Annotated in this window: 11 protein-coding genes; 4 read left to right on the top strand and 7 right to left on the bottom strand. The window is 68.0% G+C overall.

Features of this window, described 5'->3' with window-relative positions; all coding sequences use genetic code 11:
* Nucleotides 1-416: 416 nt before the first annotated feature.
* From HUW62_RS17780 to HUW62_RS17800, 5 genes are all read right to left on the bottom strand, one after another.
* Nucleotides 417-626, bottom strand: coding sequence for a hypothetical protein (locus HUW62_RS17780; RefSeq protein ID WP_163869783.1), 210 nt, complete (start codon nt 624-626; stop codon nt 417-419).
* Nucleotides 627-1,190: 564 nt separating this feature from the next.
* Nucleotides 1,191-3,395 (bottom strand): 1,4-alpha-glucan branching protein GlgB, encoded by a 2,205-nt coding sequence (glgB, locus tag HUW62_RS17785; protein ID WP_176435098.1) that lies wholly within the window; start codon nt 3,393-3,395, stop codon nt 1,191-1,193.
* Nucleotides 3,392-4,726 (bottom strand): phosphotransferase, encoded by a 1,335-nt coding sequence (locus HUW62_RS17790; protein ID WP_163869785.1) that lies wholly within the window; start codon nt 4,724-4,726, stop codon nt 3,392-3,394. Before HUW62_RS17790 ends, glgB begins: the two co-directional genes overlap by 4 nt.
* Complete coding sequence (gene treS / locus HUW62_RS17795) at nt 4,723-6,381, bottom strand: maltose alpha-D-glucosyltransferase (protein ID WP_176435099.1); 1,659 nt, start codon at nt 6,379-6,381, stop codon at nt 4,723-4,725. Before treS ends, HUW62_RS17790 begins: the two co-directional genes overlap by 4 nt.
* A 15-nt stretch (nt 6,382-6,396) precedes the next feature.
* On the bottom strand, nt 6,397-8,391 hold the full coding sequence (locus tag HUW62_RS17800; protein ID WP_163869787.1) for an alpha-1,4-glucan--maltose-1-phosphate maltosyltransferase: 1,995 nt from the start codon (nt 8,389-8,391) through the stop codon (nt 6,397-6,399).
* A 220-nt stretch (nt 8,392-8,611) separates the two neighbouring features.
* On the opposite strand from HUW62_RS17800, the gene HUW62_RS17805 reads away from it, so the two are divergent.
* The 3 genes from HUW62_RS17805 (at nt 8,612) to HUW62_RS17815 (ending at nt 11,679) form a co-directional block, all read left to right on the top strand.
* Complete coding sequence (locus tag HUW62_RS17805) at nt 8,612-9,214, top strand: sigma-70 family RNA polymerase sigma factor (protein WP_176435100.1); 603 nt, start codon at nt 8,612-8,614, stop codon at nt 9,212-9,214.
* Between the two features lie 105 nt (nt 9,215-9,319).
* A complete protein-coding gene (locus HUW62_RS17810; protein ID WP_163869789.1) occupies nt 9,320-9,994 on the top strand; it encodes a response regulator transcription factor in 675 nt (224 codons plus the stop codon).
* On the top strand, nt 9,991-11,679 hold the full coding sequence (locus tag HUW62_RS17815) for a sensor histidine kinase (protein WP_368670436.1): 1,689 nt from the start codon (nt 9,991-9,993) through the stop codon (nt 11,677-11,679). Before HUW62_RS17810 ends, HUW62_RS17815 begins: the two co-directional genes overlap by 4 nt.
* Here the strand turns inward: HUW62_RS17815 and HUW62_RS17820 are convergent.
* Nucleotides 11,667-13,205: an ankyrin repeat domain-containing protein gene (locus tag HUW62_RS17820; RefSeq protein ID WP_176435101.1), complete on the bottom strand. Its 1,539-nt coding sequence runs from the start codon at nt 13,203-13,205 to the stop codon at nt 11,667-11,669. The two genes, HUW62_RS17815 and HUW62_RS17820, sit on opposite strands and share 13 nt — an antisense overlap.
* 65 nt (nt 13,206-13,270) lie before the next feature.
* Nucleotides 13,271-13,624 carry a hypothetical protein gene (locus HUW62_RS17825; protein WP_176435102.1) on the bottom strand — a complete coding sequence of 118 codons (354 nt, stop codon included), beginning with the start codon at nt 13,622-13,624 and terminating at the stop codon, nt 13,271-13,273.
* Between the two features lie 274 nt (nt 13,625-13,898).
* Between HUW62_RS17825 and HUW62_RS17830 the strand changes: the two genes are divergently transcribed.
* Nucleotides 13,899-15,833: a patatin-like phospholipase family protein gene (locus tag HUW62_RS17830; protein ID WP_176435103.1), complete on the top strand. Its 1,935-nt coding sequence runs from the start codon at nt 13,899-13,901 to the stop codon at nt 15,831-15,833.
* Nucleotides 15,834-15,892: the final 59 nt, after the last annotated feature.

Genomic DNA, 15,892 nt, shown 5'->3' on the forward strand with positions numbered 1-15,892 from the left:
GCGGCGTTCATGAAGGAGTCCATACCCCATTCATGAGTGGGGCCGATGGCGGCCAATGCAATGAGGGCCTGCCCGCCCAGCCCTCCGCCGCCCATTCCCTCTTCGGCCTACCCCTGATGCAGTAGTGCTAGGTTGTTCCGCCCATGTTCTTCTTCTTCTCGAACCGGCTGGGCTGCCTGGGCAGCATCCTCGTTTCCGTGGTGCTGAGTGCGCTGCTCTATTTCCTCTTCATGCGTGCCTAGCCCGGGGCGTTCGCATGGCGAATGGTTGCCATGCGCATGCCCTCGCCTCCAGCGACTCTCATCCGACCGTTTCCCGGTTGACGTGGGAAGCATCGACGGGTGAGCACAGCGGAGCGGTGTCTCGCCCGCTGAGCCGAGGACGAGGTCTGCTCGCTGACACCCGTCTCGCGGCGGTCACGGCTTGCCGTGCCAGAGGTCCGTCTCGTCCTCGTCCTCCAGCGGATGGACGGTGACGACAGTCCCGTCCTTGTCAGGAGTGCTCCGGGTGGCCTCGGCTTCGGCCGGGGTGTGAGGGGCACGTTCCGAAAAGCTGTCGCCCTGGAGCTGCCGCTGGCGTTGCTCGCTGGTGCTGCCATATCCCTCGGCGATCTTCTTTCGGGCCATCGCGCTTTCCTCTCGCTGGGGTGTCGTCCCATACGGTGGGGGCCGCCGAGGAGGTCCGCAATGCATGCTCCCGTCGCCGCGTCAGACCCGTCACGGGTGGCCTGGAGGGGGAGCGAGCGCCGGGCTCCATCGTTCAGATCTCCCTGCGATCTCAGAGGTCGTGCCTACATGAACGAAACATCAGCGCTTTTCACCCCCCGGCTCGGTCCAGATTGTCCAAAAATCATCAGGGGTTGAGCCCATTTCGGCCTGATAACGCGGGCTTGAAGATGACTGAACGCCTCATCAGTGAGTCGGAAAGCGCCTCCAGGACTCGAGGCCAGTCGATCACTCGGCGATCGGCCTTGCGAGAAATCCCGTGCCCACATGCTCCGATGATCAGTGGTTTTTCGCCCCTGGAACCCAGGCGTTTCGCCCTTGGGCACAGGAGCGCACGAGGCCCATGCCTACATGGCTGGATGTTCAGTGGTTTTCAGGGGTGGCCGCGACGGCTCGCGACGAAAAACCAACACAATCACAGACATTTCGAGGCGCCTGTGATTGTGTCTCATGTCTTGTTTGTCTTCAGCCCGGCGTGAACCACAATACAGACAGCGGGGGCAGGGTGACCAGCGCGGAAGCCGGCTGTCCATCCCAGCCCGTGGCCTCCGTGTGGAGCTGACCCATGTTCCCCGCGTTGGAGCCGCCATACTCGCCTGCGTCGGAGTTGAGGATCTCCACGTAGTGGGTGTGCAGCGGGAAGCCCACGCGGTAGTTCTCGCGCACGGTGGGGGAGAGGTTGGCCACGCAGACGACGTGGCGCCCCGGCTGCCGTGAGCGCCGGATGAAGGCCAGCACGTTCGACGACGCGGAGTCCGGCTGGAGCCACTGGAAGCCCACCGGCTCGCTGTCCGCGTCGTGCAGCGCGGGCAGTTCCTTGTAGACGTGGTTCAGCTTCGCCACGAGGCGCTGGATGCCCTGATGTCCCGGGTCCTGCGTCAGATGCCAGTCCAGGCTCTTGTCGTGGTTCCACTCGGACGGCTGGCCGAACTCACCGCCCATGAAGAGCAGCTTCTTGCCCGGGTGCGCCCACATCCACGCGAACAGCGAACGCAGGTTCGCGCGCTTCTGCCACGAGTCTCCCGGCATGCGCCCGTACAAGCTGCCCTTGCCGTGCACCACCTCGTCATGGCTCAGCGGCAACATGAAGTGCTCGCTGAACGCGTACAGCAGACCGAACGTGAGCTGGTTGTGGTGGTACTGCCGGTAGATGGGGTCCTTGGAGAAGTACGACAGCGTGTCGTGCATCCACCCCATGTTCCACTTGAAGTGGAAGCCCAGGCCGCCCTCGCTCACGGGCGAGGAGACCTTGGGCCACGCGGTGGACTCCTCGGCGATGACCACGACGCCCGGATGCTTGCGGCGCACCGTCTCATTCAGCTCGCGCAGGAACTGGATGGCCTCCTCGTTCTCCCGGCCACCCCAGCGGTTGGGAATCCACTCGCCCTGCTTGCGGCTGTAGTCGAGGTAGAGCATCGACGCCACCGCGTCCACGCGCAGGCCATCGATGTGGTACTCCTCAATCCAGAACAGCGCGTTGGCGATGAGGAAGTTGCGGACCTCGTTGCGGCCGAAGTTGAAGACCAGCGTGCCCCAGTCCGGCTGCGCGCCCTTGCGAGGGTCCGCGTGCTCATACAACGCCGTTCCGTCGAACTCGCCCAGCGCGGCGGAATCCCGGGGGAAGTGGCCGGGCACCCAGTCGACGATGACGCCGATGCCCTCCTGATGCAGGTGGTCCACCAGGAAGCGGAAGTCGTCCGGATGGCCGAAGCGCGCGGTGGGCGCGTAGTAGCCACTGACCTGGTAACCCCACGAACCACCGTAGGGATGCTCCGACACGGGCAGAAGCTCCACGTGCGTGAAGCCCATGTGCTTGACGTACTCGGCCAGCGCGGGCCCCAGCTCGCGGTACGTCATGGGGCGATCGCCGTCCTCCACCACGCGGCGCCAACTCCCCAGGTGCACCTCGTACACGCTCCATGGCTGGTGCGTGACGTCGGACTTCTTCGTGCGCGTCTCCAGCCACGCGCCATCACCCCAGCCGTAGCGTCCCAGGTCATGCACCACGGACGCGGTGGCCGGAGGCACTTCGGTGCGGAAGGCGAACGGGTCCGACTTCAGCACGCGAGGACCGCCCTGGCCGGGGCGAATCTCGAACTTGTAGCGCGCGCCTTCGCCCACCTCCGGAACGAACAGCTCCCAGATGCCCGACGCGCCCATGCGCCGCATCGAGTGCAGCCGGCCATCCCAGCTGTTGAAGTCGCCGACGACGGAGACCCCCGCCGCCGTGGGCGCCCACACCGCGAAGGACACGCCTCGCGTGCCGTTGTGGTGGAGGAGGTGCGCGCCCATGCGCTCCCAGAGCCGCTCGTGGCGTCCCTCACCCGCGTAGTACAGGTCCATCTCCCCGAGCGTGGGAAGGAAGCTGTACGGGTCTCTCAGCGTGAAGACGCGCTTGCCGGGGTACTCCACCTCCAAGAGATATCCGAAGGTCTTGTCCCGTCCGTTGATGCGGGCCTCGAAGACGCCGTCCTGGCGGTGCGTCATCGGGACGCGGCCTCCGAACTCGGGGAGGACGTGGATGGCCACGGCGTCAGGACGGAAGGCGCGGACCACCACGCCGTCGCCGTCCGGATGGATGCCGAGCACGGAGTGGGGCTCCGGGTGCCGCAGCTCCACCACGCGCCGCAGCTCCGCGTCGACCTGCACCTTTTCCGCGGGCTTCCTCACTGGGACTCCTCCATCCGCAAGAGGGCCTCGACGGGGATGCGCACCCAGTCAGGCCGGTTCTGCATCTCATACCTCACTTCGTACAGGAGCTTCTCCAGCTCGAACGCGCGCAACATCGTGTCGAATGCCGCGGCGTCCGTGGGAAGGAAGGCCGCCCCCTGGGTCGCCTTGCGATATCCCTCCAGGAATGCCGCCCGGCTGGGCCCCACGCGCCCGCGCGGCGTGCCGCCCTCCAACGCCACCGTGGCCTCCGCGTAGTCGAACGAGCGAATCATCCCCGCCACGTCTCGCAGCGGGCTGTACTTCTCCCGCCGCGACGTGAAGCTGCGCGCCGGCTCACCCTCGAAGTCGAAGATGAGCCATTGGTTGTTGGCCCGCAGCACCTGGCCCAGGTGCAGGTCGCCGTGGATGCGGATCTTCTGTCCGGACGGCGCCACCTGGGCCAGCCGCTTCGCGTACTCGATGAGCCCCTCGCGGCGCCCCTCCAGGTCCGGATGGAGTCGGCCCGCCTCCGCCAGCGTCACCCCCAGCTCGCCGACGATGGACGCGCTCCAGCGCTGGAGGTCCTCCTGCAGCAACGGCTCCGGCGCGAAGGCCGCGTCGTCCATGGGCGCCGAGCCGAAGGCCAGGTGCAGGTCTCCCAGCCGCCCGCCCAACTCCTCCATCTCCTCCAGGAAGCGGTCGCCCACCGGCCGCGCCTGGCGCAGCCTGTCCAACGTGTACTTCCACCCATCCACCGCGTCGGGGATGAAGCGGTGCGCCAGCGCGAGCGTCGCTCCGGCGGCGCCCTCCAGCCTCAGCGCGCCCAGCAGGGCGGGGGTGGCCCGGAACGTCGTCCGCGTGGCCAGGAAGCGCCCCACCTCGTGCTCGGGGTTCACCCCGGCCTCCAGCTTGCGGATGATCTTCACGATGACCTTCTCGCCCAGCACGATGGAGGTGTTGCTCTGCTCCACCATCAACCGGCGCACCGTGAGCGGCGAGGGCAGGCCCAACAGGCCCTCGGGCCCGGCGATCCATTCCCCCACGATGCGGCCCGAAGCGGAGGGGAGCTGGGCGCCGTCACGGATGAGGTCGAACAGGGCGCGAATGCAGCCGTCGTCCTCCAGCGCGTCCCGGATTCCATCCGACGAGGGCTTCACCGGCAGCAGGTAGCGCTCGGGTTGGCCCAGCTCGTAGGCGACCTCCACCACGGCCAGCGACAGGTTGCACGGCGAGGCGTCCAGGTTGGCGTGGTCCACCACGCTGACCTGTTTGATGGGCCAGGCCTTCCCGGCGAACCAGCGCTGACTCTTGAGGTACTCCGGCAGCTTCGTCAGGTCCAAGGTCGTCACGCGCGGCTTCCTCCTCCCGGCAGCGGCTTGTCCAGCCGAAACCACAAGAACATGTAGGGGCCCATCGACAGTTGATAGGGCAGGTCACTGATTCGAGGGAAGGGCGTCTCGCCAATCATCTCGACGGGCACCATGCCCTCCCAGTCTCGCAAGTCCATCACCGCGGGCTGCGCGAAGCGGGACAGGTTGCATACCACCAGCACCGTCTGGCCTTCCCACTCCCGCACGAAGGCCATCACCTTGCGGTTCTCCATGGGAAGGAAGCGCTGCGTTCCCAAGGAGAAGACGGGGTAGCGCTGGCGGATGCGAATCATCCGCTTCACCCAGTGCAGGAGGCTGGACTTCACCCGCTCCTGCGCCTCCACGTTGATGGACTGGTAGCCATAGACGGGGTCCGCGATGACGGGCGCGTACAGGCGCGCGTAGTCCGCCCGGCTGAAGCCCGCGTTGCGGTCTCCCGTCCACTGCATGGGCGTGCGCACGCCGTTGCGGTCGCCCAGGTAGATGTTGTCCCCCATGCCAATCTCGTCGCCGTAGTACAGGACGGGCGTGCCGGGCAGGGTGAAGAGCAGGCTGTGCATCAGCTCGATTCGCCGGCGCCCGTTGTCCATCAGCGGCGCGAGCCGGCGACGGATGCCCAGGTTGATGCGCATCCGAGGGTCCGTGGCGTACTCCCGGTACATGTAGTCCCGGTCCTCGTCCGTCACCATCTCCAGCGTCAGCTCATCGTGATTGCGCAGGAAGAGGGCCCACTGACACGTGTCGGGGATATCCGGCGTCTGCTGCATGATTTCGACGATGGGCGTGCGGTCCTCGCGGCGGATGGCCATGAACAGGCGCGGCATCACCGGGAAGTGGAAGCCCATGTTGAACTCGTCGCCGTCGCCGAAATAGACGCGCACGTCGGCGGGCCACTGGTTGGCCTCCGCCAGCAGCATCTTCCCGGGGTACTCGGCGTCGATGGTCTTCCGCAGGCGCTTGAGGAAGGCGTGCGTCTCCGGAAGGTTCTCGCAGTTGGTGCCCTCGCGCTCGAACAGGTACGGCACCGCGTCGCAGCGGAAGCCGTCCACGCCCATGTTCAGCCAGAAGCGCATGGCGTCCAGCATCGCCTCCTGCACCTGAGGGTTGTCGTAGTTCAGGTCCGGCTGGTGGCTGAAGAAGCGGTGCCAGAAGTACTGCTTGGCCACCGGATCCCACGTCCAGTTGGAGCGCTCGGTGTCCGTGAAGATGATGCGCGCGCCCTTGTACTTCTCGTCCGTGTCGCTCCAGACGTACCAGTCGCGCTTGGGGCTCTTCGGATCGCTCCGCGCCTCCTGGAACCAGGGGTGCTGGTCGCTGGTGTGGTTGACCACCAGCTCGGTGATGATGCGGATGCCGCGCTTGTGGGCCTCCTCCACCATCCGCTGGAAGTCGGCCAGCGTGCCGTAGTCCGGGTGGACGCCGTAGTAGTCCGCGATGTCGTAGCCGTCATCGCGCAGCGGAGAAGGGTAGTGGGGGAGGATCCACAGGCAGTCGACGCCCAGGTCCTGGAGGTATGGGAGCTTTTCAATCAGGCCCGGGATGTCGCCATGCCCGTCGCCGTTGGAGTCGTGGAACGCTCGGAGGTGCAGCTCGTAGATGAGGGCCTTCTTGTACCAGAGGGGATCCAGGTCCATACGCCTCTCGGGTTGTCACTCGTAGTAGTCGAACGCGTGCTCGGTACGGCGGAAGCGGTAGACGGCCCACACGGCCGCGGGCTGCTCGGGAGTCAGGCGCACCTGGACGTCGGAGCCCTGCCACAACGAGCGCTCGTCCTTCATCAGCTCGTGCACCTGATAGGTCTCATCGGCGTTCGCGCCAAGCCATTCCAGCGGAAGTCGCAACAGCGCCTCCTGCGGCGAGTATGGATCCAGACTCACCGCCACCAGCACCGTGCTGGTGCCGTCCGGAGTGCGCTTGCCGTAGAAGAGGACCCGCTCGTTGTCCGACTCGAAGAAACGCAGCGTGTCGTAGGTGTGGAACGCGGGCTGGGTGAGGCGCGCGTTGTTGAGGCGAGCAATCCAGTCCCGGATGTTCCCCGGTCGGTCCGGGTCCCACGCGACGAGCTGGTACTTCTCCGAGTCCAGGTACTCCTCCTTGCCGGGCAACGGGCGGCCCTCGCACAGCTCGAAGCCGCAATACATCCCGTAGACCGAGGAGAGCGTCGCGGCAAGCGCCGCGCGCAGCCGGAACGCACCGGGCCCCGCGTTCTGCAAGAGCTCCGGAAGAATGTCCGGCGTGTTGGGCCAGAGGTTGCCGCGGAAGTAGTCGGACACCGGCGGAGTGGTGATCTCCTCCAGGTACTCCTGGAGCTCGCCCTTGAAGTTGCGCCACGTGAAGTACGTGTACGACTGGGTGAAGCCCACCTTCGCCAGCGCCTTCATCACCTTGGGGCGGGTGAAGGCCTCGGAGAGGAAGAGCACGTCGGGGTGGCGGTCCTGCACGCGGCGGATGAGCCACTCCCAGAACTGGATGGGCTTGGTGTGGGGATTGTCCACGCGGAAGGTCCGCACGCCCTGCTGCACCCAGTGCAACACGACGGACTCCAGCTCCGTCCACAGCGCCTCTCGCGCGGGGCCCATCCAGTCGAAGTTGACGATGTCCTCGTAGCGCTTGGGCGGGTTCTCCGCCGTCTTGATGGTTCCATCCGGACGGCGCTGGAACCACTCCGGATGCTCCTTCACATAAGGGTGGTCCGGAGAGCACTGGTACGCGAGGTCCAACGCCACCTCGATGCCGTACGACTGCGCGGCCTGCACGAAGTGACGGAAGTCCGCCAGCGTGCCCAGGCTCGGGTGCACCGCCTTGTGTCCACCCTCCGCGGCGCCGATGGCCCACGGGCTGCCCACGTCCTCCGGGCCCGCCTTGAGGCTGTTGTTCTTCCCCTTGCGCGCGGTGCGGCCAATGGGGTGGATGGGAGGCAGGTAGATGACGTCGAAGCCCAGGCCCTGGACGTAGGGCAGCCACGCCTCCGAGTCCTGGAACGTCCCATGCGTGCGGCCATCGCGCTTCGCGGAGCGGGGGAAGAACTCGTACCATGCGCCGAAGCGCGCCTTGGGCCGGTCCGCGAAGACCTCCAGCGCCGGCTCGTGCCGCCGCGCCAGCGCGCGGTCCGGATACGTGGAGGCCACCGTCGCCAGCTCCGGCGCCAGCGCCACGGCCAACAGGTCCGGCGTCGGAGGCTGACGCATCCGCACCGCGGCCTCGGTGAGCACTCGCGCGTCGTCCGCGTCCACCGTTCGAGCACGGGCCGCCGCGCCTTCCAGCAGCGCCGCGCCCTCCAGCAGCTCGCTGCGCACATCCCGGCCCGCGTCGACCTTGCGCTTCAGCTCCGATGTCCACGTCCGGAAGAGATCCGGCCAGGCTTCAATCGTGTACTGGTAGCGGCCATTCCGGGCGAGGGGGAACTCCGCCTCCCAGACGTCGTTGCCGAGCGGGCGCATGGGGACTTCGCGCCAGTCGGTCTGCTGCTCCTGTGGGGAAGCCTGACGCCAGCGGACGACGGCGACCAGGACGTCATGGCCCTCCTTGAAGATGTCGGCGCGGACGGTGAGGCTCTCTCCGGCGACGCGCTTGACGGCGTGGCGCCCGCCGTCGAGCTGGGGCTTGATTCCCTCGATGAACACGCTCCCGATTCGGTCTTTCATATCGGCTCGCGGCCCTTATAGGTCTGAGGTGGGGTGAAGCTGGGCGGCGTGTCGCGGGGTGCGTTGATGAAGGACGACTTGCGCGTCGGCCGCGTTGGCTCGTGAACGTTAGGGATGGCGTTCGGGGACGCCCACCCATTGGCCTCAAAGGGGCTGACTGCCCGGCTGCCCATACATGAAGCTGGGATCCGCACCTCGGATTGCGGTATCCGGGAAGGACATGGCGCTTCCTCCACCCTCTGCTCAGCGGGCGAGCGACCCCGCCGCCGACAGGGCCCTGCTCCAGCAGGTCGCCCTGGGCAGCGGCGTGGCCATGCGCCAGGTCTATGCGCGGTGCGCGGCCAGGGCCTTCGCGGTGATGCTGCGGCTGCTGCCCTCGCGAGCGGACGCGGAGGAGGTGCTCCAGGAGGCGTTCCTCGAGGTCTGGCGGCGCGCTCGCGACTTCGACCCGGACCGCGGCGGGCTGGAGACCTGGGTGTCGACCATCGCCCGGACGCGCGCCATCGACCGGCTGCGCTCCATGGGCACCGCCGCGCGCGTCGCCGAGGGCGCGGCCCACCACCCGCCGCCGGAGAGCGCGACGCCTCCCGCTCCGGACGAAGCGACGTCGCATGGACAGGACCGCGTGCGGGTGCGCCGGGCGATGATGACGTTGCCCCCCGAGCAGCGCGAAGTCGTCGAGCTGGCCTACTTCGAGGGCCTGTCGCAGCGGGAGATCGCCGCGCGCACGGGAGACCCGCTCGGAACGGTGAAGACCCGGGCGAGGCTCGCGTTGGAGAAGCTCGCCGCCTTGCTCCGCGACAGGCAGGCCGGCCCGGAATGAGCCGCTCCTGTTAAGGGAGTCTTAAGACTTTCGGGATACCGTCGGCTTTCATTCATCCATTCATGACGGCACCTCGGTGTCCGGGTGGGAGGAGGCGAGCGGGACATGGGGGAGCGAATCCTGCTGGTGGAGGACGACGCTCGGCTCGGCGCGCAGCTCGTCGAGCAGTTGAGGGGCGCGGGCTTCGAGGCGCTGTGGTGGACGGAGGGGCGCACCCTGCTGCCCGGGGAGCTTCCCGACGTGGGCCTGGTGGTGTTGGACCTGATGCTGCCAGGGACATACGGGCTGGACATGCTCAAGGCGCTCCGGAGCTTCTCGGAGGTGCCGGTGCTCATCCTGAGCGCGCGCAACGACACGCTGGACAAGGTGCGTGCGTTGAAGCTCGGCGCGGATGACTACCTGACGAAACCCTTCTGGCCTGAAGAGCTCATCGAGCGGGTGCGCGCGCGGCTGCGGAGGCCGGTGCTCCAGAAGGCGGATGCGGCGCTGGAGCTGGGGCCGCTGCGCGTCGATCTCCAGGCGAGAGAGGTGCGCGTGGAGGGGCGGGTGGTGGAGCTGACGCGGGTGGAGTTCGAGGTGCTCGCGGCGCTGGCGCGCAGGCCTCGTGAGGCGGTGACGCGGCAGTGGCTGGTGGAGCACGTGTTGGATCCGGAGCGTGAGGGGACGGAGCGGACGCTGGACGTGCACGTGTCGCGGCTGCGGCGGAAGCTGGCGCCGGCGCAGTGCGTGGAGACGGTGTGGGGCGTGGGCTACCGGTTGGTGGCGGGGGATGGTTCGTGAAGCTCCGCTTGCGGCTGGCGCTCACGGCGATGGCGGCGGTGCTGCCCGTCGTGGTGGCGATGGCGTACTTCCAGCAGTCGTTGCGCGACAGCTCGCAGGAAGAGGTGCTGGAGGCCTCAACGCTCGCGCAGATGCAGGTGGAGCGCACCCGCTGCGAGGCCGCGCCCGAGACGTGGCGGCCGAGGCCCTCCGAGCGCCCCGCGCCTCCCGGTCGTCCACCCGGGCCCGATGATGGGCGACCTCCGCCGCCTCCGAGGAGGTCGGGGGATGGCGATGCGCGGCCACCTCGCGGGGAACCTCCGCCGAGAGCGTCGGACCTGGGCGAGGGACGTCCGCCACGCCCTGGCGGACCCGATACGTTCGACGGTCTACCACCGCCCGGGCGAGGCGGTGGCCCCGACACCTTCAACGGTCCACCCCCGCCTCGCGCGGGCGGCACCGAGGACTTCGGCGGCCCACCTCCGTTGGGGCCGGATGGGCGCGCGCCGCCTCGGGTGGCCTTCTTTCCCTATGACGCACAGCTCGCTTCCCGGAACCCCCGTGCACCCGCGCTGACGAAGGACATGCGGGAGGACGCACTCGAAGGGGTGACGGTCGCGCGGCGCTCGGAGCAGGACGGGCGTCGGGTCCTCGAGTTGCTCGTGCGCATGCCCTGGAACGACGGGCCCTGTGCCTATGTCCTCGCCCATCGCATGGAGCCCCCCGGCCCCTCGTCGTCCTTCCTTCCACCGCTCAAGGACTGGAGCCTGCTCGTGTCCATCGTCGTCGCGGCGGTGGTGCTGGCCCTGGGCCCCGTGGTGCGACGCATCCGGATGCTCACCGAGGACGTGCGTGCCTCCGCGCGCAGTGGCTACGAGCAGCCCGTGTCCGTGCGCGGCGACGATGAGGTCGCCGACCTGGCCCGTGCCTTCCAGGAGGCACGCGCGGAGATTCAATCGCGGATGGCGCAGCAGGAGGCCCGTGAGCAGGGGCTGCGGGACTTCCTCGCCAACACGACGCACGACGTGATGACGCCGCTCACCGTGCTCCAGGGCAACCTGTCCGCGATGCAGCAGCGCGTCTCCCGAGGCGAGCCCGTGAACGCGGCCGAGGTGGCCTCCGCCATGAGCGAGGCGCATTACATGGCCTCACTGGTCCACAACCTCACCGCGGCGACTCGCCTGGAGGCCGGAGCGCCACACGTCCAGCGCGCGCCCGTGGACCTCAATGACGTGATTGCCCGGGTCCTCGGCAGACACCAGCCCATCGCCCGACAGCAGCGCATCTCCTTGGAGAGCGGTGTGCCCGCGACGCCCGTGCGCGTCCTCGGTGACGTGACGCTCATCGAGCAGGCCGTGAGCAACGTCGTGGGCAATGGCGTGCGCTACGGCCGCGAGGACGGACATGTCGCCGTCGTCCTGGAGAGCACTCGCGCGGGCCGCTTCGCGCTCCGGATCATCGACGATGGGCCCGGCATCCCCGACGAGGAGCGGGCGCGCATCCTGGAGCGGGGTGTCCGAGGCAACATCGCTCGGACTCGCGCTCCGGAAGGACAGGGACTGGGCCTCCACATCGCCCACCACGTCGCGCAGGTGCACGGCTGGGCGCTGACGTTGAGCCCGTCCGAGTACGGCGGGCTCGAGGTGTGCTTCTCGGGCGAGACGCTGGCCGCCGAGAACCCACCGGAGACGGCTCAGTCCTCTTGAAGCTCGATGCGTCCGGTCTCAAGGTCTTCCAGATAGTGCTCCAGGAACTCCTCCATGGAGGGCGCGTAGGGACGCAGCGGTCCGCCGCGAATCTCCCAGCCAATCACCTGGCCACGGGTTCCCTCGGGGCCCGGCTCCAGGTCCACGCATTTGAGATTGCCCCCGCCATCCTCCACGAACGGGACCCAGCCCGGATGCCACCAGGTCCACTTCACCTTCTTCTGTGACTTGGACAGCTCATGGGGCGTGGCCTTCTTGAAGGTGCCTTTCTGCACCAGGTCCCGGAGCCCCTCCCAGCGGCTCAGGATCCGCTCCACGGGTAGCACCGCGTACTCGGCGATGGACACGCTGGGCTTTCCCGGTGGAGTCCCCCCGCCGAATCGGAGGAGGAACGCGCGGAAGTCCGACGGCAGCTCCGCCCCGAGCGCCTTCTCCAGGGCCGCGACGCGCGCCTCGGTCGCGGGGCGGGTGTTCTCGAGGCCCTGCGCATAGGTCTTGTTGCGTCGGGCGGCCCACGCGCCAATGCGCTTCCAGACGCTTTCGGCGCGATTCTCCGTGGCCTGCGCCAGCGTGGGGCTTCCTCCGGCCAGCAGGCGCTTCATCACCCGGGTGTTCCCGCGAAAGCTCGCGGTGTCGATGGGGTAGTAGCCCCGCTGACTCGTGGCCTTCGGGTCCGCCCCCGCGGCAAGGAGCAGCGTGACGGACTTCGGGTCCTCGAGATGGGCCGCGAGGTGAAGGGGATACCAGCCGCGCGCATTGGGCTTGTTCGGATTCGCTCCCGCGCGGAGCAGCGCGCCCAACACCTTCGCGGAGGGCTCTCCGAAGACTTCGTCCAGGTCGAGCGCCATGGTCAGCGCCGTGTTTCCATCCGAATCCGTGGTGGTGAGGTGGACGTCCGCGCCCTTGGCGATGAGCCGCTCGAACGCCCTGACGTTTCCGTAACGCACCGCCTGCATCAACGCGGACGAGCCATTGAAGTCGACCGCGTCCACCCGCGCGCCATGCTCCAGCAGCAGCTCGAACAACTTCGGCTGCGCCTTGAAGTCGATGGACAGCATCAGCGGTGTCTCGCCCCGTCCGTTGGGGATGTTCGGATTCGCTCCCGCGCGCAGCAGCAACTCGAGGACCTTCGCCGAGGGCTCTTCGTTGTTCTCCTGGTTCAGCAGGTCGGTGAGCACGGTGGAGCCGGCCTCGTCCTTCCACGCGTGGTTGACGTCGGCGCCCTTGTCGATGAGCAGCTTCACCAACTCGATGGCTTCGGCGCCCGGGTGGGCCGTGGCGAAGCTGAGGGGAATGGCGGACTCGGCATCCAGCCCCTTCACGTCCGCTCCCGCGTCAAGCAGCAGGCGGACGATGTCGACGTCATTCTCGGAGCACGCCGTGTGGAGCACGGAGTAGCCCTTGGCATCGCGCGTGTCGGGGCTGGCCCCGTCCGACAGGTGCCTGGCCACCGCCTTGGCGTTCGACTTCTCGACGGCGGACAGCAACGCCGCGTCCAGCTTCGACCACTTCTTCTTGGGTGACATGGGGCGCTCCGGAGCCGTCGTCCTCCTCAACGGAGGCCGGCTGGAAATGTCGCGGAGGAACGGCGTCAGGAGAAGCGCGCGAGGAACGCGGCGAGCACCGGTCCCCCTCGACGTGCTTCCTCCGGAGAGCCTGGACCGCCTTCGCGGAGCTGGGCGCGCAGGTCCTCGAGCGCCGGCTTCATGGCCTCGAATTCGGCAAGAGCCTGCTCGGCGTTGTCGAAGAAGCGGTGGTGGAGGAGCCAGCCCGTCACGGAGCAGGTGAGGGCGTGGAAGGAGCGCGAGTCATCCACCTCATACGTGAGGCGCAGTTGGCCCTCCTGCTCTTCATCCCGGGCGATGGTGCCGCCCTGCGAGCCCATCCACCCCAGGGAGGTGCCGTCGTCATAGGCCGTCCAGTTCGTGCCTGGCTGTCGCGACATCGGGTCTCCTCGGGTGCCTGGGTTGCTACTCCATCGCGCAGTGTTTCATGACCCGAGTGGCCGAGGTGGCGCTTCGCGGGTGAATCGGGGCCCGGTCAGAAGGCCCATCGCTGGCATTCGCGACCCGCGCGTGGGTTGCGCGTCCCCGGGCGCTGGCCCACGTTTTCGACAGGTTCCCCTGGCTGACGCCGTGCCGCCGGAGGGGGCGGGTCTCGCGTTCAATCCGTCACGAGCGTGAGGCACCTGGTCGAGTCGAGACGAGGGGGCCCGCGTCATGCCAGTCGAACCGTCCAATCCATCCGGGCGCCGGGCGCTCGCCATCCTCTCCGCGATTCTCATCGCGGTCGCGGCGGAGCTGTATCTGACCGTGCTGGTGGGACAGCGCTTGTCCCCGCTGCTCGTCCTCGCGCTCGTGTGTCTGGTCGGTGGGGTGCTGGTGTTCGGCTACCTCCTGCTCACGGAGCGGGGGGCCTGGGAGATGTCGAGCAGGAAGGCCCCCTGGAAGTGGCGGCGTGAGGACGGCTTGCGGCCCGAGGAGCGCGCTCTCGAACCGCCGCCCCCCGAAGCCGTCACCGCCCGAGCCCCCGACACGGAGCTGGAACGCGCGTCCCATTTGGAAGTGGCCGAAGCGACGGAGGAGCGGAGAGGTGGCCCGGTGGACACGCTCGGTCCCCGGAAGCGCGCACTCATCCTCGTGGGCGGTGGACTGCGCGTGGCCTGGCAGGCGGGAGCGATTCGCGCGCTGGAGGATGCGGACCTCGGCTTCCATTTCGCGGATGCGACGTCCGCGGGCTCCCTCAACCTGGCGATGTTGTTGTCCGGCGTGTCACCCGGCGAGGCGTGTGCGCGGTGGCGGACCTTGTCCGTGGAGGACTTCCTGACCCACGCGGCCCCGAGGAAGTCACTGGACGTGCTTCATGTCGAGCCGTTGGGAGATCCGGAGAAGGTCCTCCAGCGCGTCTTCCCCCACCTGGGAATCGACCTGGCGGCCATCCGCGCCAGCTCGCTCGTGGAGGGCACGTTCCACGTCTGTGACTTCGCGCGGAAGACAGACATGGCCATCCCCCATCGGGAGCTGGACAAGGAGATGTTGCTGGCGGCCATCTCTCCGCCCATCCTCATGCCTCCGGTGGAGCGGGAGGGCAGGCTCTACACCGATGCGCTGTGGACGCAGGACACGCACCTGCTCGAGGCCGTGCGCCGGGGAGCGAACGAGCTGTGGGTGTTGTGGTGCGTGGGCAACACGCCCGTCCGTGACGATGGCCTCTTCGAGCAGTACGCCTATCTCGTGGAGATGAGCGCCAACGGCGCGCTGTTCGCACAGCTTCGTGTCATCGAGGACATCAACGCGCGAATCGAAGCGGGCGAAGTCGTGCTGGGCCACCGGCGCTCCATCGCCGTGCACCTCATCAAGCCCGAGCGTCCGCTCGCGCTCGACCCGGACCTCCACGCGGGTCGTGCCACCGCCGCGGCCCTCATCGACATGGGGTACTCGGACACGTGGCGCTATCTCGACGTGTGTGGCACTCGAGGCCTGCCGCTCACTCCGGAGATGACCCGGACCACGGAGCCCTCACCCGACCTGACCTTTGTCGAGTCGCTCACGGGACGGTTCACGCTCGGCGTCACGGACCCGACGGAGGGCGCGCTGCATCCGGATGCCCAGACGATGACGGTCCACTGCACCATCAGCGTCAGCGACCTGGACGCCTTCGTCAGTGACGTGAAGTGTTCGGCGAGGCTGGTGGCGCGGCTGAGCTTCGCGCCGTTCGGCGAGGACCTGCCGGTGCGGCGTGGAAGCTTCAACATCTTCCGGCCCCCGGAGACACCCGGCACGCGGGTGATGACCTATGGACTGCGGTTTCCGCATCAAGGGCGCGACTACTTCCTGGCGGGGACGAAGGTCGTCGTCGACCGGAAAGAAGAGGATGCGTGGAAGGGCTCGACGCGGCTTTTGTGCCAGCTCCATGAGGGCATGAATGCCCAGGGGCCGGTGGTGGGCGCTGGTGTGCTGACGCTGGGAGTGGGCCAGCTCCTCTCGCTCATCTCCAGCATGCAGCCCGCTCGACGCGAGGGCGCGGGGACGTTGGCAATGGACCGCTTCGGCCGGTTCTTCCTGGGGCCGCTGTGGGAACAGTACGCACCACGCGCTCAATGGGGAACATCCCGCGAGATGGTGCTGGAATCGCACTCTCGGGCCCAGGCTTGAGGACGTGGGCATGTTCGACCCAGGTGGGGGAGGGTGCCCGGGAGCGGACAACTGGATGG

Source organism: Myxococcus sp. AM011 (genome assembly GCF_013372595.1).
Taxonomy (GTDB): domain Bacteria; phylum Myxococcota; class Myxococcia; order Myxococcales; family Myxococcaceae; genus Myxococcus; species Myxococcus eversor.